This window comes from Leptospira kemamanensis, assembly GCF_004769665.1.
In the GTDB taxonomy this organism is placed as follows: domain Bacteria; phylum Spirochaetota; class Leptospiria; order Leptospirales; family Leptospiraceae; genus Leptospira_A; species Leptospira_A kemamanensis.
In genome coordinates, this window is record NZ_RQGG01000018.1 from 30,611 (window position 1) to 47,417 (window position 16,807).

The following is a 16,807-nucleotide window of genomic DNA, read 5'->3' on the forward strand; positions in this document are numbered from 1 at the left end:
TTCTGAATTGATAGCCTTCTCTCGGATTATGATTCGCATTCGAAACTTCATTGTTCTTGTTTTATGTTCCCTTTTGTTTTTTCCCTCTTGTTATAACTACATGAGTGAAGATGTGCCTATCATCGCAAGGCCCACACTCAAACAACAAATTCCCCTTTTAACCATCCAAGTGATCACTCCCGAAAACAATCGAAACAAACGTGAGATCACTGCAATTTATACCAAGTATCTCACAGAAACTGGTTATTTTGAGAGAGTGTTGTCTGATGGAGTGAGGGCCAATCATCATATCGATTTGTATACAAGCGAAGTAAATGAATACGAACACTTTTGGGTTTCTTCTATCTCAACCATTTTTATGATTGGAACTGCTGGATTATTGCCTTCCATTTATTCGAAGGAACGAGTTTTACAGGCTGATTTTTATTTGAATGATAAGTTAATTGGTCGTGAAAAATACAGACAAAAACATTCTACATTATTTGGAGTTCCCTTTATGTTCATTTGGGAATCTGGAATCAAAGAAGCGAAAACCATCCAATACAACAAAGAAAAAAATCTCATTCACAATGTCGTGAATGACTACAATCGGTATTTATAGGAGCTCAAACAATGAAATTCATAAACGAACAACTCAATCTACAACCTAACAGAAACAAAACCTTATCGTTCCTTGTATTGACTTGTGTATTCACACTCACTCTTTGTAAAACCCCTGAGGTCAAAAAAGCTCCTGTGGTTGTGGTGGAAGAGCCAAAAAAAGTAGAAGAAGTAATTGAGAAACAAGATCCTAAGTTGGCATTTTTGGAAAGTATCGAAGATGGAAGGGAACTTCCTGATTCTGACAAATGGAAGGTAGAACAATATGAGGCATTTAATGAAGATACCTTTCCTTCTTATGGACCCGCAAATGCCACCATTGATTTTGCAAAAGTCGATTATCCGTTGTTAAATGCCGCTATTTTTTATGTAACTTCCAAAGAAAGAAAACAATTGGGACTTCGGCCATTTAAACATTCAGAACGATGTGAACAAGCAGCCTTTGGACATGCACAAGACATGGTGACCTACGATTTTTATTCGCATACAAGTACAGTAAATGGAAAGGAAACACTCAAAGATCGATTGGATTTGGTGGGGATCGCTGAAACCTATTCTGCAGAAAATATCATCAATGCATTTGGAATCCAATACCAAAGTGGTCGTCCTGTTTTCACGCCTGTGCAAAACGGTGGCCCATTTTTTAGTTATACCAAAGCTGGAACACCCATTCCCAACCATACTTACTTAAGTTTAGCAAAAGCGGTTGTGGAAGTTTGGTTTAACTCGCCCGGTCACCGGAAAAATATGCTCAATCCAGAGTTCGTTTATATGGGAGCAGGGGCTTTCTTTTATAAGGATAAAAAGTTTTTTGAAGTTGATAAGGTAAAAGCAGTGCAAGTGTTTACTGCAAAACCGTAAATGACAAGGCAGATTTTTAAGGGAAAACCGGGAATGGTTACTTTACTGTAACACCTGCAAGTTTTGCCACAATCTCAAATTCCTTTTTCGTCACAGGTTGGATCGATAGTCTCGATCCTTTCTGTGTGACCACCATCGATTCTAAACCTTTTGTTTTTTTCAAAAGATCGAGTGGAATCAATTCTTTGAATTTGGTATGGGGTTTGAGGTGAACACCAAACCATCTTGGTTCTGTACCTTTCAGTTTAGGATCAAAGTATTTGTGGTTCGGATCAAATTGAAAGGGATCAGGTGTCGCTTCTTTTGCCACTTCTGCGATGCCGACAACACCTGGTGGTTCTAACCGACTATGATAAAACAAAACCAAGTCACCTAACTTCACTTCATCGCGAAGGTAATTACGTGCTTGGTAATTTCTAACCCCTTCCCAATACGAGAGTTTTTCTCGTATTAAGTCATCGATCGAAAAGACATCAGGTTCTGTTTTAAAGAGCCAATACTTCATTAAGCCGAATAAGCTGGTTTGGTTGCAGAAGTTCCTTTTCCTTTTTTCGAACCAATTCCTGGTTTGGAATCAGAGAATTTATCAAAGGATGGTTGGACAATGTCCATGAGTTCTTGTGCATCAATGGTTTCTTTTGCAAGAAGTGCCTTCGCGATGGCATCCAATTTCTTTTGATTTTTCTTCACCAAATCACGACCTTTGTCGAGACAAGTTTGGATGATGCGTTTCACTTCTTGGTCAATCATAGCAGCAAATTCTTCTGAGTAAGGTTTACTCGTATGACCATAATCTCTTCCCATAAATGGTGAAGTTTCTCCCGATCCGTAGTGGATGGTTCCGAGTTTTTCAGACATACCCCATTCACAAACCATACGACGAGCGATGTTCGTTGCTTGTTGGATGTCATTGGAAGAACCATTGGATGGGTCACCAAAGATCAGTTCTTCGGCAATGTATCCACCCATAGACATCACAATTCGATCCAAACAATAGTTTTTGCGATAGGAATGTCTGTCTTCCACTGGAAGCGATTGAGTAAGACCAAGGGCACGACCACGTGGGATGATGGTAACTTTATGAACGGGTTCGGTATACGGCAGTAAGGTGCCAAGAAGGGCGTGACCTGCTTCATGATACGCTGTCATTTCTTTCTCTTTGTCAGAGATGAACATGGACTTACGTTCTGGTCCCATCATTACCTTATCACGAGCTTCTTCGAGTTCTTCTTGGGTCACACGTTTTTTGTTACGTCGAGCTGCAAGAAGGGCTGCTTCGTTGATGAGGTTTGCAAGATCTGCTCCTGTAAATCCAGGAGTTCCGCGAGCAATGGAGTTTAAAGAAATATCAGAAACTAAAGGAACTTTTTTCGCGTGAACTGCTAAGATCTCTTCACGACCCTTTAGGTCAGGAAGGTCAACAATCACCTGTCTGTCAAAACGACCTGGACGAAGGAGAGCTGGGTCAAGGACATCAGCGCGGTTTGTAGCCGCCATCACAATGACACCTTCATTCATTTCAAATCCGTCCATCTCAACTAACATCTGATTGAGGGTCTGTTCTCTTTCGTCGTGTCCACCACCAAGGCCTGCACCACGAAGTCGACCCACAGCATCAATCTCATCGATAAAGATGATACAAGGTGCATTCTTTTTTCCTTGGTCAAAAAGATCGCGCACACGTGATGCACCCACACCCACAAACATCTCCACAAAGTCAGAACCGGAGATAGAGAAAAAAGGAACACCAGCTTCCCCAGCAACGGCTTTTGCAAGTAAGGTTTTACCAGTACCTGGAGGACCAACGAGGAGAACTCCTTTCGGAATTCTTGCGCCAATGGCTTGGAATTTTTTTGGATCTTTTAAGAATTCAATGATTTCGAGAAGTTCCACTTTTGCTTCTTCACAACCAGCAACATCATTAAAGGTTACTTTTACTTTTGGATCCACGTTCATCTTGGCACGAGATTTACCAAAGGTAAATGCTTTGTTACCAGATGCTTGGAGTTGGCGCATCATGATAAACCAAATGATCCCAAGAGCGAATAACCAAGGGATGATGCCTGATACAATACTCCAAAATTTATTTTCTTCAGTGGACTTTGCTGTGAAACTAAGGCGTGACTTACGAAGTTTTGTCACCAAATCATCGTTCACTTGTGCAACATTGGTTTTGAAAGGTTTTGGTTTGTTGTCCTTACTATTTTCAGGAATGTACCAACCTTCAATGAGTTCTTTATCAATGATGATTTGTTGTTTGGAAGAAATATCTTTCCCATCTTTGGATGTGATTTTCCCAATGGGTTTTTTCCCTTCAATGGGTTCTACCATATTCAAAAAATCGGAATAACTGATTTCGTCGGGTTTACCGGCAAAGTCTTGGCCCTTGTAAACGGTTGCCAAAATGACAAGGAATACGAGTAAAAATAGGAATACGGTTTTGATGTTTTTATTCATGTAAGACTTCCGAAGATTAGACTGAAATCAAAGGTGATATTTCTGAATCACTTCGTCGATATCCCCCATGGAAATCGAACGAATCGCCGCTTCGGCGTCATTGATGATCTGTATCAAACTCAGGTTCTCTAAAGGCTCAAAATCTTCACGTAAAAAATCTTCTCTTTTTTTCGGATTGTAGCTGGAATTAAGAACGCCGATCCGAATGCGAATGAAGTTAGGAGAACGTAATGAGACAGAAATCGAGTTTACCCCGGGATTTGTGTCATTTTCGCCACCTTTTGTGACTACGATTTGGCCCAGTTCCAGTCCCACATCTTCGTGGATCACGACGATGTCTTTGACTTGGATTTTGAGAAAGGAGGCAATGTAGAGGACAGACTCACCAGACAGTTCACTGAAGGTTTGTGGTTTGAGTAAAACCACTTCGTCCCCTTCAAAGTCACCTCGTCCAATGAGTGATTTTTTCTTTTTAGTTTTGATCTCGAGGCCAATGTTGTTCGCAATGACATCGAGAATCTTAAAACCAATGTTAGATCGATTGTTGTTATACTTATCGCCAGGATTTCCCAGCCCTACAATTAACTTCATTGGTTCTTAAAAGTAGTTCTTACTTCTTAGCCGCTTTTTTAGCTGCTGGTTTTCCTTTGGCATCCGCTTCTGCTTTTTCAGCGCGTTCTGCTGCTAGGATCGCTTTCGTTTTGTTACATGAAGCAACAATCGGATCACCATTCACTAAGATTTCCCATGATTTTGGGTGAGGGAGTTCAGAAACTTTGATCATCATTCCCACATCAAGACCACTTACATCAACAGTGATTACGTCAGTAAGATCTTCTGGAGTAGACTTCACTTTGATTTCGTGAACTAAGTGTTCGAACTGACCACCAGCTTTGGATCCTTTTGCAACACCTGAAGTTTTAATCGCTACAGTTGTTTGGATTTTTTTGCCTGGAGTCACTTTGTAAAAGTCAATATGACGAATTTGTCCTGTGTGTGGAAATCTTTGGATTTCTTTTACGAAAACTCTTTCTGATTTTCCGTCAAGTTCGAGGTCAATCAGAGTTGCCTTACGAATTCCGGAGTCGATGAGTTTTTGGATTTCTTTTTCGACAACACTTGCCGATTTTGCTTCACCGTTTCCGATGATGTTAGCCGGTACTAAACCTTCCACACGCATTCTTCTGGCAGGACCTTTTCCTGTTGAAGTTCTTGGTTGTGCTTTGATACTGATTTTTTCCATGATTATGTTCCTTAAAGTTATGAAAACAGACTAGAGATTGATTCTTCGTTATGAATCCGCTCGATGGCTTTTGCAAAGAGTGGGGCAATAGAGAGCGTTTTCAAGTGATTTATTTTTTTGCTCTCGGGAATGGCGATGGAATTGGAGAGAACAATTTGTTTAAAATTGGCCTCATTGAGTTTTGTAGGCGCTTCACCTGACAAGACTCCGTGGGATGCGCAACATAATACTGATTTTGCACCATTTTCATAGAGTGCAATTGCCGCTTTGGCAATGGTTCCACCCGTATCAATCATGTCATCGAGTAACAAACAGTTTTTGTCTTTGATGTCACCAATCACGTGCATGACAACTGACTCGTTTGCTTTTGGTCTCCGTTTGTCGATGATGGCAAGAGATCCGTTTACTTTTTTACCAAAATTACGAGCACGTTCTGCTCCACCTGAATCGGGAGATACAATCACTAGATCGTCCATCTTCAGTGAGTTGATGTATTCGGCAAGCACAGGTGAAAAGTACAAATGATCCACAGGGATTCTAAAAAAACCTTGGATTTGGTCTGCATGTAGGTCCATGGTGAGGACACGATCAGGGCCTACGGTTTCAATTAAATCGGCAACCATACGAGCAGAAATCGGAACCCGTGGTTCTACCTTTCTGTCTTGGCGACCATATCCATAATAAGGAATGACTGCGGTAATACGACGTGCAGAGGCTCTTCTTGCGGCATCAATGATAAGAAGAAGTTCCATCAAACTGTCGTTTGCTGGGTAACTAATGGATTGAACCACGAATACATCACGGCCACGAACGTTTTCTTCGATTTTGACAGAACTTTCTCCGTCGGAAAATCGTTTCACCGAAATTTGGCCATTCGGAATGCCTAAGTTTTTGCAGATTTCTTCTGCTAAAGGTCTATTTGCATTACCAGAAAATACTACAACTTCGCTAGGATTCATACTCCAACCAACCCACTATCTATATATTGTTTCGCAAGTGCCAAATCATCTGGAGAATTGATCCCATGACTTTCTAATGCATTGGTTAAAGTCTGTGCTCCAACCTTTTTCCCTTCGTTTCGGAAAATCTTAATCACATCAGTAAGGTAATATTCTTTTTGTGCGTTATTGTTTCCAATTTGTTTGAGTGCACCAAAAAGATCTTCAGTATTAAAACAATAAGTGCCGGTATTCACTTCGTTTACGGCTTTTTCTTCGGAACTCGCATCTTTTTCTTCTACGATGCGAAGTAAACTACCATCATCAGCAGAACGAATGATGCGACCATACCCAGTTGGGTTTTCCATTTTAGCGGAAAGAACCGTTGCTACATAACCATTGGATTTATGGTGTTCGATGAGATTGGAAAATGAGGAAGCAGAAATCAGTGGTGCATCACCACAAGCAACAATCGTATAACCAGTGTAGGGTGCTAATTGTTTCTCTGCAGAAATCACTGCATGTCCCGTTCCTAGTTGTTCTGTTTGTTCGGCAAACTCAACACCTGGAAAGGATTTGGCAATGTCTGTGACAATGTCTTTGCGGTAACCGACAACTACAACCTTTCGGTTAATGCCGGCGGATTCGATATTACGAAGAACGTGGAGTAAAAGTGGAGATTCGTTCAGTACAACCGCAACCTTGGGAAGCTCACTCTTCATTCGAGTTCCTTTCCCCGCCGCCAAAATAACAGCAGTTACAGTATTATGTAGGTTCATCGTTCGTTCTATCGGATCTTTTAAAACTGGCTGGCCTGCTAGGATTCGAACCTAGGGAATGGCGATACCAAAAACCGCTGCCTTACCGCTTGGCTACAGGCCAGTTTCTAAAAAGAGAACGTTCGAAATTCCATTTCGGGGAATCGATGGGAAACATTGGGAAGGGCCTCGTTTCGTTTCTCCTCAGTCTTGTAAATGCCATAAAGACAAGAACCAGAACCTGAAAGAGAAGCAAAATCTGCTCCCGACTCAAAGAACCCTAATTTCAATTCCTTTAGTAAGGGTTGGGTCTGGAAAGCGATTTTTTCAAACTCGTTCTCTAACCTGTTTTGCAGGTAAGCCCAATCCCCGACGTGAAGACTTCGAATTAAATCCTCTGCCAGAGATTTCCATACTTCGGAACCATAGGGTTTTTGTAAACTTTTTTGAAGGCCTGCGTACATAGAACCGGTAGATAATCCAAAAGGAGGGATGGCCAAAATGCCATAACCTTTGGCTACGGAGATCGGTTCTAAGATATCCCCAATCCCACTCACAAAACAAGGAGAGGTTTGGAGGAAAAAAGGCACATCCGCCCCAATGGATTTGGCAAAATGGATCTGTTCTTCCGGGTTTAGATTGGTGAAAGGGAAAAGGTGGCGTAAAAACACACCTGCATTGCTACTTCCTCCCCCAATTCCGCCCTCTGGTGGCAGGAATTTTTGGAGATGGATGCGGACTTCCAAGGGTTCTAGGAAGTGGTTTTTGAGTTGGGTGAAGGTTTTTGTGAGGATATTCCGAGAAAGTTCCCCTCGTTCTGAGACCGCTTCAAAGAGAGAGTGGCGGTAACCTAACAAATGGTTTTCGGAACGAAAGAGAAACCTAGATTCACTCTCCTTAGGCAAAGATTGGATTTGGATTTCCATGGGATCACCAAAGTCAATTGGCACAAAGACACTTCGGATTTCGTGTAGTCCGTCTTCCCGTTTGTAAGGAATCACCAAGCCAATGTTAATCTTTGCATGAGTGATGGTAAACATGGGAATGACTCTAGTTGTTTACAGATTCATTGTGTTTGGCAAGGGAGATTGATTGTAACTGGAGTTTGATGGAGTCTTTGATTTCTTTTGGTTCTGCCACCAAAACAGAAGGACCATAACCCAGTATGGTTTGAATAAGCCAATTTTCATCGCGCATCGGAGTTTTGAATTGGCGATACATTGTGTTTCCAATTTGTTTTGTGTTTCCTGTTTCTTTTAAAGGGAGTTTGAGACCCAAATGGTAAGATGCAGAATCTGTTACCCAAAGGATTACATTTGTTTCAGATGATTCTTCTGTTTGAAACTTTTGTTGGAAACCTGCTAAAAACTCACCAGCAGTATTCGGTATGTTGGGAAAGGACTCGTTTGTAAGAGTGGCATCTAAAATATAATCCAATCGGAAGGAACGAAATCCTTCTTTTTTCACATCATAAGCAAGTAAGTAAGATTCATTTTCTTCTAGGAGGATCCAAGGAGCAAGGGTTCTTGTTTCCTTTTCTTTGTTGTTCCGTTTCCAATAAACAATTGTTAGTATTTTTTGAGAACGAATGGCTTCTTGGATGATCTCTTTTGTTTTTTGATGGGGAGACCATTCCCCCGCTGGCAAAACAGAATCAATTTTTTGTAAGATGGATTGTTTGATTGTGGGATCTTTTTCTTCTGTATCGGAGAGAAGTAATGAGCGAAGTGCGACCCATTCCTTTGGGGATAGGGGAAGAGCAGAGTCAACAGCGATGGGGAGTCTGATTTTTACCTTATCCCCATCAAAGTCTAAATCCACAGCATCTGTTGGTGAGTAAGGATACATCTCAATCATATACAACTCTCCCAAATCTTTTTTGAGAGAGTTGATGGATTTGTGTCCTGTCACTCCTTGGATTTCTTCTAAAGACAATCCTTCTGGGTGGGAAGCCAGAAGGCGAATTAGGTTTAATTTAGAAGCGGCCCGAGCTGTGGAAGGATTCATTAAACTTCGAGAATCACCTTTAGTTCTTTTGCGTTAGAAGCGCATAAAGATTGTTTTTCGATGTTTTTTGCTTTGAGGTGTCCACCTGTGAGTCTTTGGCTCACAACACTTGGTCCAAAGTCAATGATCGTTGTGATGGCACTGTCATTGAGTACAGGAGCAATCGCCAAATCCCAGTAAAGTGGTTCAATGAGTACCATTTTGAAGAGGATGTCACGAAGGTTTCCATCTTTTTGTAAGTTGTGACCATCATAGATGCTAAACACAGGAACTTTTAAATCAGCACCAGTGTATGGGAAAGGAACCACAGATGCATCTTCTGCATTGAATTTATCAAGTGAAGATTCCATAAATGGACAGTGGAAAGGTGCAGTTGTTTTTAAGTAGACAAACTTAAATTTTTTCTCGTCCATTTCTGCTTTCCATTGTTTACGAAATGCTAATAGAGAAGAAGGAAGAGCGGAAAGAATCATGGAATCTGGAGTGTTGTAAAGAGAGATAAACACTGTGTCTTGTCCTTTGAGTCCAAGAGATTCGTTTGTTTTTTTCACTCGGTCTTCGAGTTCGTCTTTTGTGTAACCAATCACAGCGACCATTGGTGCTGGGTTTTTGTCACCGTTTGCTTCGTTTTCTTTGACGATGTCTTCGGAAACTTGGAAGTTAGGATATACTTTTTGGCCGTTGAACCCAAGATAAAAAACGAATTTTAAGAAGTCAGAGTAAGCTTTTAAGAAGTCAGCGCCTTCTTTTCCAAGACCCACAAGAGCAGAAGCAATTACCCCTTGGCTATGGCCACTCACGGCACCAGTTGCTTTCATAAGGTCTGCTGTAGGATAACCACGTTTGGAAACCAAAACATAGTTTGCAATTTGGGTCATAAAGATCCCAGGAACAGAAATCGGAGCGCGAGCCAAATAATCTTCGTTTGGCGCTGCATCTGGATTTTCAATCCATGATTTAAAATCAAGTCCTTCGTTTAGGAGAGGGTTTTTTCCATCACGAGCCGCGATTTCACCAAGAGTTTTGAAACTAGTTTCGAAAAATTCTTTTAGATCTGGTTCTGCATACAATTTTACGAGTTCTTTGAGGTAAGGGGAACCCTGTCCTCCGAATTGAAGGAAAAATTTTTGCGAATTTTGGAGGGTACCGGTAAGGAGTTTTGCCGAAGTCATTGGATTTTCCTGAGAAATGATTTTTCTGTTACCGTACAGAGAGGACTTCCCAGAACAAGGAGAAAATTCCTGGAAGGACTGGTTGTACACCCCCAGGAATTGGATGTGAGGCTTAGATTTAGGCGGCTTTGCTTTGTTCTAAGTTGGTTTTGATGCGTTCGTGGTCGAGGGCAAGGAGGACCGTATTCTCAAAATAGGTCGCAAAATCAATTCTCCCAGAAGCATAATCTTCGTGGAGAAGGGCTAAAAGAAGGTAGAACATAGATCCTCCAGATGGTTCCGAATCTAGCAATGTGACATAATTCGAAAAGTCTTTTTCAAAGAACGTGTTACTAGGTTTGTCGGCGACTTTGGAAAATTTTTAAGGAAATAATTGGCCAGATGCCAGGTGCTTCTCCTTCGATTTCCACTTTACAAACTTTTTTTCTCGGGTTCCCTTTCAAACCTATGTTTGTTGCCCTCGGCCCCATTGATTACGCGATCATTCTTGTTTTTGTTGGTTTTATGGTGGTGATTGGGGTGCTTTTGAAACGATCCATGAACCATTCTACTGATTTTTTACTCGCAGGACGGAAAATCCCGAGTTGGATCACTGGGATTGCGTTCATTTCGGCCAATATTTCCGCCTTAGAATTGTTAGGAATGAGTGCGAGTGGGGCAGAATACGGGTTTTTGACCTTTCATTTTTATTACCTCGGTGCCATTCCAGGCATGATCTTTCTTGGGATCTTTATGATGCCGTTTTATTATTCCACAAAGATACGAAGTGTACCCGAATACTTACGATATCGTTTTAATAGACCCGCCCATCTTGTGAATTCACTCATCACATTGTTATCACTTGCACTTGGTTCCGGGATTTATCTTTATTCCTTATCCCTTGTGTTTGAAACCTTATTTGGTTGGAACCCACATCTTTCCATTTTTTTCAGTGCTCTCATTGTTCTCATTTATACCTACTTTGGAGGACTTAGTTCTTCCATTTATACAGAAGTGATGCAATTTTTTCTGACAGTGCTCGGGCTCTTTCCCTTGGTCATTGTCGGTTTAACAAGGTTAGGTGGTTGGGATGGTCTCATGCAAAAAATCCCAGAGTCTCACAAACATATGTGGGTAGGATTACCTGGTGGACAAAATGAACTTGGTTGGGATGTTCTCAGTGTCACTGTGGGACTTGGATTTGTTTTGTCTTTTTCCTATTGGACTTGTGGGTTTGCGGAAGTGCAAAGAGCGATGGCAGCCAAAGATTACCGAGCGGCCAGAAGAACACCACTCATCGGTGCGATGTTTAAATTGTTTTTGCCATTTCTCACGGTGATCCCAGGACTCATTGCTCTTGCGGAATATTCCACTGAGATGAATGGTGAGTACAATAAAAGTTTTTTAATATTATTAAAGAACTTTTATCCATCGGGTATGCTTGGACTTGGTACCACGGCACTACTCGCTGCCTTTATGGCGGGCATGTCTAGTTCTGTCACAGCAATGAATACCATATTTACATATGATATTTTCCAAACTTATATCAACAAAGATAAGGATGACAAAACCTATTTAAAAATAGGAAAACAAAGTACGATGGTTGCTGTTGTGTTTGCCATTTTTACTTCATACATTGCGATGCAATTTGAAAACATCATGAATTACATACAGTTACTGTTTTCCTTTTTTAATGCTCCACTCATTTCAATTTTTTTACTGGGTATGTTTTGGAAACGAGCTTCCAAATGGAGTGCCTTCTATGGGATGTTAGTTGGTACGGCGAGTGGACTTATCCATTACTTTTTATATGCGAGCGGATATTTGTATTACAAATCGGATATGGTTTCCAATTTTTATGGTGCTATTTATTCAGGTGTGTTTTGTTTTTTAGTGATGGTTGTTGTCAGTATCATCGAAAACGAGGATAAAACTAGAGACTTACATGGGTTAGTGTATGCCGATAGAGACAAAACCAATGCCTTTTGGGACCCGCGGATTTTGGCTTGGGGTGTCCTCTTAATTGTCCTCCTAGCGGGGTTTAATGTTCTTTTTGCATAAAGATTTATACATCCGTAACAAAATAGTAATTGAATACGAGTATTCTGAATCCTATGTTTGTTGCAGTATACACTAAGACTATGAAGCCAAATCATTACACCGAAATTCCAGCTACGTTTGAAGTTCAATTGGAACTTGTGAAGGATTATGATTCGAAAAAACAAATCAGTGCCAGAGGGATAAAATTTTTACATCCTTATGACATCGAAGTGCCTTCGATTTTAAGAATCTCTTTAAAAATGATTTCGATGACTGGTTCGATCGACTTTCTTGTGAAAACTTTGAAGTCAGAGAAGGTAGATAAAGAAGGACTTTACGAGATTCATTGTAATTTTTATGACACAAATGCTGAAAAAGAAGACGAAGTGTTGGAGTTTCTCAGAAGTTTTTAATTGGGATTCAGTTTTAAAGATTCATATCAGCAAATCTGTTTTGCAAAGGTCCAAAAAATCCATCCAAATTCTGTGGAGAACTTTTATAAGGTTCCATTTTTTTCACCTATCCATTGGAAGGTCTCTTCACTAAACGACTTTTCTTTCGGACCGTATGTCATAAGCCACCGCGTTGGTGGTAAAAATCCATCTGTTGTCAATCCATACCCCCCACCTAACGGTGCACCCACTTTCGACCTAAGTTCAAAATGTAAGTGGGCAGGGTAACTACCACCTGCATCACCAATGGTTCCAATCCATTCTGTTTTTTTTACGAGTTGGCCTGGTTCTACATCGATGGTGTGGAGATGTGCATATATCGTTTCTAAATGATAAAAATTCCCATTTGCCAAGTTCTGATGGTGGACAATGCGAACCACTTTCCCCCAACCCCCACCATAATCGGCAATCTCCGAGACCACTCCATTTCCAAAAGCATAGACCGGAGCTGCATAATCTGAGTCACCACCCGTGAGGGCATTCCAATCTTCGCCTAGGTGTTTTCTGCCACCAAACTTTGCATTTTCGGATCCAAATTTTTGCGCCAAGTAATACCCGTCTGCATATTTTCCCCCAACAGGAAATTCAAAGTCTATTGCATGAAATGTGGGGTAACGTTTGAGGATAGGGAAGGGGTCTGTTGTTCTCACTTCCCCTGAAGACTCCATCCAACCAAAGAGTGGATTTCCTTGGTAAGAATACCCTTTGGACACACAACCAGATCCGAAGATGAGGATGGTCAGGAAACAGATTGTGTGTAGGAACAAACGAAACAAACGGATTGTTTTACTTGGATACCAACTGTTTTTGTTTGCGAGACGAAGGTCCATGGCTCTTCTCTGAATGGTACATGGCACGTGCTTCGATTGGCAATTGGTTTCCTTGTTTTCCTGCTCTTTTTTTCCCTCGTTCCATTTCCTTTTTCATCTCATACAAAAAGCTATCATAGTCCACTTGGATCGTGTGCCTTGTGCTACTCACGTATCTTTTTTTCATCGCCTTCTCATCTTTTAAGATGGAGTCCTCCATCTCTTCCTTTGAAGGCAAAACGTAGTTTCCCGTTAGGTATTGAGCAATCCATTTGCCTTGGCATTCGGCAAGTGGCATAATGGCACCTAACGGTTGCATAAGGCCCACAAAAAACAAATTATTGATCCCTGGTTTCATCATCTTATAATAAAGAGGGATGTAGTTGTTTGGTGCTGCGAGAAAATCTTCCTCAAAGAAAGGGAATTTGATATTGTATCCTGTGCAGTAAATGAGAACATCGGCTTCTTCTTCGGTTCCATCGGCAAAGGCAATTTTTTTGCCTCGGAGTTCTGTGATGACAGGTTTTGGTTTGATATCCCCTCGGCCAAGTCTCACGAGTAAGTCTTGGGAGATAGTTGGGTGAGCAGATCCAAATTTATGATCTGGTTTTGGTAAACCAAAGTCTTCCATTTTTCCCACTCCAAACCGAATGAGTAGGTGAGCGAGTGTTTGTTGGATGAAAAAAGGAACCCAATGCGGAGTGTATTCGGTTAATTTGTCTAATGGTTTTCCAAAGAGATAATTGGGGATGACATAAGCCCCTCTCCTTGCTGACAAAAATACTTTTTTGGCAACACCAGGTCTCGATAATTCCACAGAGATATCCATGGCACTATTCCCCATACCAAGAACCACTACGTTTTTTCCTTCGCAGTTAACAGGCGTTTTTGGGTCTACATAAGAATGGGAATGGATGGTTTGACCAGAAAATTTTCCCGGGAAAGCTGGGTCTGGCCAACGTTCACTCCAATGGTGGCCATTCGCAACAACTAACACATCATAGATTTGTGTGGGTCCTTTTTCTGGTGTGATCCTCCAAAGTCCATCTTCTGTCCGTTCTGCTTTTTTCACTCCGTTTTTGAATTGGATGTGTTTGCGAAGTCCAAAGTGGTCTACATAGGATAAAAAATATTGTTGGATGGGTTCGTGATTGGGATAGTCAGGGTAGTTAGGTGGCATTGGAAAATCCCGGTATTCCATTCGATCCCTATGTGTGTTGATGTGTAAGGATTTATAAATATTACTGAGGCCATTGTCATTTTTGTAACGCCAGTTGCCACCCACATCACTTCCTTTTTCATAACAATCAAACGGAATGCCGTGTTCTTTTAAGGATTTGATGACGGTGATTCCAGAAGAACCAGCTCCAATTACACAAACTTTAGGAAGTGCCATAAGGGATCTCTCTTACTCAAGATTAGATGAACGTTTGGGAAAGATTTATAGAATTGTGAACATCGTTATCAAGTAGATTTTGAGACTATTTGGAAAAAAAGTATGATATCTAACCTTTTTTGTGTCTTAAAATAAGTATGGGCACTTCGGAAGGACAATTGAATCGAATCGGTAAGATCGACCATCCAATCCCAGCAGAAATAAAAACCATTTCATTCAAAATGGAATGTTGAATCCCTAAATCATAGTTTTTGTTTTGAACGGGAAGGACTGGTGAAAGTTGAAGGAAAGGAATCCGAACTTGCCCACCATGGGTATGGCCAGTGATAAAAAGGTCTATGGATTCTCTATGTGTTGAATCTGCTGATTCAGGATTGTGTGCAATCGCAATGCGGAATTGTTTTGGATCACTGTGTTGGAAGATTTGATCGATCGGGATATGGTCTTCCCAAAAATCGCCTAGTCCCCCTAAAATGATTTTCTCATCCCCGCGTTTGATCTCGATGGTTTGGTTCCGTATTGATTTTTGACTTTCTTCTAATAAACGAAGAGAGAGCAAATGGTTCGCCCAGTGGTCATGATTTCCATTGACAAAAACTTCTTTATCTTTCGCTTTCAGAAGTGGGAGTAATTTCCAAACAGATAAAAGTTCTTCATCAAAATTTCTTTTTTTTACATAATCACCTAACCCAACTATGAGATCTGGATTTTGGTGATTCGTAGATTCAATGACATACCGAATCCAAAATTCTGGGTTCAGAAATCCATAATGTAAGTCTGATACGACTGCGATTTTATACCCATCGAAACTCTTCGGTATTTTTGTGGATTCAATTTCGTAGACGGGAAAACGAACATAATATCGTTCCCAAATGAATGAATTTAGAAATAGGATGAGTAGAATAAAGAATATGAATTTAAAGATTCTTTTCAAAGGTATAATTCTTAAATTCAACATCATCTCGTTTGATTAAATTTTCCCTCACCAAATCAAAACCAAGAGATTCAAAAAAAGGCCTTGCGGTTATGCTCACATGGGATACGAGTTTTTTTACATCTCTGTCAATGGCATCTTTCTCCAATCGGAGACAAATTTGTTTTGCGATCCCTAATCTCAAGTATTTAGAACTTACATAAAGTAAATCAATACAGTTTTGGCGGTCCAATGTACCAAACCCAATGATGGATTGATTGGATTCTGCTACAATAACCAATTGTTGGCTTATGATTTCTTCCCATCGTTTTTCATCCTTCGATCCTGAAGCCCATTTTTTAATTTGTGCCTCCGTATAATCTTTGCTACAAATATTGAGGATGGATTCAACAAATAGTTTTTGTAATTGGAAAAGATCATCTTTGTTTCCGCTACGATACTGAACTTTTTTCATTAAACTTAATTACTTTAATTACTTCCCATCTAAAAACTTTTTTATTTCTTCTTCCCGATTCGAAATTTCAATTTTCGTAATTTTCCCTTGTTTCAATTGGATCATGGTCACTGAACCTTTTGTTCTTGGGAAGGGATCAGCAATTTTTTCTTCTCTCACCAAACGAAGTGTATATGGATAGGATTTCATTTTAGGAAGGGCCACAAATTTTGTGATGAGGCTTGGCATTCTATGAATGTCGGATATGAGAACCGCTTGTTTGGAATCTAAATATCCTTTTTCTTCTTTCTCCAAGATAGGATGGACGATTTTACTTGCGTCCATATCGGAAATGAACAATACTTTTGTTGTTTCTTTTGGAATGGGACTTGGTTCTTCCCATTGGTTGGTATAGGAAATTTCCGGGAGTGAGTCACCAATATTCAGTGTGGGAGGTGTGATTTCTTCTGCTCTTAGGTGAGTGGAAAGGGCTCCTAGTAATACGAAACCAACAAAAATAAATCGAAAAAATTTGCGGAATCTTAGGTCTATGAGGGAAATGGGTTGTGGTTTCATATCTAGTCCTTTTTTAAAAGTTTGTGTCACTGTGAACTGGTGAAAATCTAACTCTTTGTTTTGCATCAATTTTGTAATGTTACCATGATCGAATGTGGATTCAAAACGATTTAGATCTCTCCCAAGCCATTTCACCAACGATACTCATTCTC

General features: G+C 40.5%; 19 protein-coding genes and 1 tRNA gene. 4 read left to right on the plus strand and 16 right to left on the minus strand.

Features of this window, described 5'->3' with window-relative positions; translation table 11 throughout:
• Positions 1 to 28 precede the first annotated feature (28 nt).
• Both EHQ59_RS06940 and EHQ59_RS06945 read left to right on the plus strand, forming a co-directional pair.
• The gene (locus tag EHQ59_RS06940) at positions 29 to 601 is read left to right on the plus strand and encodes a hypothetical protein (RefSeq protein ID WP_208652332.1); all 573 of its coding nucleotides are present in this window, start codon (positions 29 to 31) and stop codon (positions 599 to 601) included.
• A gap of 11 nt (positions 602 to 612) precedes the next feature.
• Positions 613 to 1,461 carry a CAP domain-containing protein gene (locus EHQ59_RS06945; RefSeq protein ID WP_135618657.1) on the plus strand — a complete coding sequence of 283 codons (849 nt, stop codon included), beginning with the start codon at positions 613 to 615 and terminating at the stop codon, positions 1,459 to 1,461.
• 37 nt (positions 1,462 to 1,498) lie between these two features.
• Here the strand turns inward: EHQ59_RS06945 and EHQ59_RS06950 are convergent, their stop codons facing one another.
• The 11 genes from EHQ59_RS06950 to EHQ59_RS17700 all read right to left on the minus strand — a co-directional run bounded on the left by EHQ59_RS06950 (position 1,499) and on the right by EHQ59_RS17700 (position 10,298).
• Entirely contained in the window at positions 1,499 to 1,966 is a 468-nt protein-coding gene (locus EHQ59_RS06950; RefSeq protein WP_135618659.1) for an EVE domain-containing protein, read from the minus strand.
• Positions 1,966 to 3,918, minus strand: a complete 1,953-nt coding sequence (gene ftsH, locus EHQ59_RS06955) for an ATP-dependent zinc metalloprotease FtsH (RefSeq protein ID WP_135618661.1) — start codon at positions 3,916 to 3,918, stop codon at positions 1,966 to 1,968. Before ftsH ends, EHQ59_RS06950 begins: the two co-directional genes overlap by 1 nt.
• A 27-nt stretch (positions 3,919 to 3,945) precedes the next feature.
• Positions 3,946 to 4,509 carry an aminoacyl-tRNA hydrolase gene (gene pth, locus EHQ59_RS06960; protein ID WP_135618663.1) on the minus strand — a complete coding sequence of 188 codons (564 nt, stop codon included), beginning with the start codon at positions 4,507 to 4,509 and terminating at the stop codon, positions 3,946 to 3,948.
• Between the two features lie 19 nt (positions 4,510 to 4,528).
• The gene (locus tag EHQ59_RS06965) at positions 4,529 to 5,161 is read right to left on the minus strand and encodes a 50S ribosomal protein L25/general stress protein Ctc (protein WP_135618665.1); all 633 of its coding nucleotides are present in this window, start codon (positions 5,159 to 5,161) and stop codon (positions 4,529 to 4,531) included.
• Positions 5,162 to 5,178: 17 nt separating this feature from the next.
• Entirely contained in the window at positions 5,179 to 6,120 is a 942-nt protein-coding gene (locus tag EHQ59_RS06970) for a ribose-phosphate pyrophosphokinase (RefSeq protein ID WP_135618667.1), read from the minus strand.
• Positions 6,117 to 6,878: a sugar phosphate nucleotidyltransferase gene (locus EHQ59_RS06975; RefSeq protein WP_135618669.1), complete on the minus strand. Its 762-nt coding sequence runs from the start codon at positions 6,876 to 6,878 to the stop codon at positions 6,117 to 6,119. The genes EHQ59_RS06970 and EHQ59_RS06975 overlap by 4 nt, the downstream gene beginning before the upstream one ends.
• 27 nt (positions 6,879 to 6,905) lie before the next feature.
• Positions 6,906 to 6,981, minus strand: a tRNA-Gln gene (locus EHQ59_RS06980).
• A 4-nt stretch (positions 6,982 to 6,985) separates the two neighbouring features.
• A complete protein-coding gene (locus EHQ59_RS06985) occupies positions 6,986 to 7,897 on the minus strand; it encodes a 4-(cytidine 5'-diphospho)-2-C-methyl-D-erythritol kinase (RefSeq protein ID WP_135618671.1) in 912 nt (303 codons plus the stop codon).
• A 10-nt stretch (positions 7,898 to 7,907) separates the two neighbouring features.
• The gene (locus tag EHQ59_RS06990; RefSeq protein WP_135618673.1) at positions 7,908 to 8,864 is read right to left on the minus strand and encodes a helix-turn-helix transcriptional regulator; all 957 of its coding nucleotides are present in this window, start codon (positions 8,862 to 8,864) and stop codon (positions 7,908 to 7,910) included.
• A complete protein-coding gene (locus EHQ59_RS06995) occupies positions 8,864 to 10,036 on the minus strand; it encodes an ACP S-malonyltransferase (protein ID WP_135618675.1) in 1,173 nt (390 codons plus the stop codon). The genes EHQ59_RS06990 and EHQ59_RS06995 overlap by 1 nt, the downstream gene beginning before the upstream one ends.
• Positions 10,037 to 10,154: 118 nt before the next feature.
• On the minus strand, positions 10,155 to 10,298 hold the full coding sequence (locus EHQ59_RS17700; RefSeq protein ID WP_167481391.1) for a hypothetical protein: 144 nt from the start codon (positions 10,296 to 10,298) through the stop codon (positions 10,155 to 10,157).
• Between the two features lie 119 nt (positions 10,299 to 10,417).
• Between EHQ59_RS17700 and EHQ59_RS07000 the strand changes: the two genes are divergently transcribed.
• The gene (locus EHQ59_RS07000; protein ID WP_244245428.1) at positions 10,418 to 12,076 is read left to right on the plus strand and encodes a sodium:solute symporter family protein; all 1,659 of its coding nucleotides are present in this window, start codon (positions 10,418 to 10,420) and stop codon (positions 12,074 to 12,076) included.
• 80 nt (positions 12,077 to 12,156) lie between these two features.
• Entirely contained in the window at positions 12,157 to 12,468 is a 312-nt protein-coding gene (locus tag EHQ59_RS07005; RefSeq protein WP_135618677.1) for a hypothetical protein, read from the plus strand.
• An 83-nt stretch (positions 12,469 to 12,551) separates the two neighbouring features.
• Here the strand turns inward: EHQ59_RS07005 and EHQ59_RS07010 are convergent, their stop codons facing one another.
• The 5 genes from EHQ59_RS07010 to EHQ59_RS07030 form a co-directional block, all read right to left on the minus strand.
• Positions 12,552 to 13,337: a M23 family metallopeptidase gene (locus EHQ59_RS07010; protein ID WP_135618679.1), complete on the minus strand. Its 786-nt coding sequence runs from the start codon at positions 13,335 to 13,337 to the stop codon at positions 12,552 to 12,554.
• Positions 13,294 to 14,712, minus strand: coding sequence for a flavin-containing monooxygenase (locus EHQ59_RS07015; RefSeq protein WP_135618681.1), 1,419 nt, complete (start codon positions 14,710 to 14,712; stop codon positions 13,294 to 13,296). Before EHQ59_RS07015 ends, EHQ59_RS07010 begins: the two co-directional genes overlap by 44 nt.
• 109 nt (positions 14,713 to 14,821) lie before the next feature.
• Positions 14,822 to 15,670, minus strand: coding sequence for a metallophosphoesterase (locus EHQ59_RS07020; protein ID WP_135618683.1), 849 nt, complete (start codon positions 15,668 to 15,670; stop codon positions 14,822 to 14,824).
• Entirely contained in the window at positions 15,630 to 16,100 is a 471-nt protein-coding gene (locus EHQ59_RS07025; protein ID WP_135618685.1) for a GNAT family N-acetyltransferase, read from the minus strand. The genes EHQ59_RS07020 and EHQ59_RS07025 overlap by 41 nt, the downstream gene beginning before the upstream one ends.
• A gap of 18 nt (positions 16,101 to 16,118) precedes the next feature.
• Positions 16,119 to 16,790, minus strand: coding sequence for a hypothetical protein (locus tag EHQ59_RS07030; protein WP_244245429.1), 672 nt, complete (start codon positions 16,788 to 16,790; stop codon positions 16,119 to 16,121).
• Between the last annotated feature and the right edge of the window lie 17 nt (positions 16,791 to 16,807).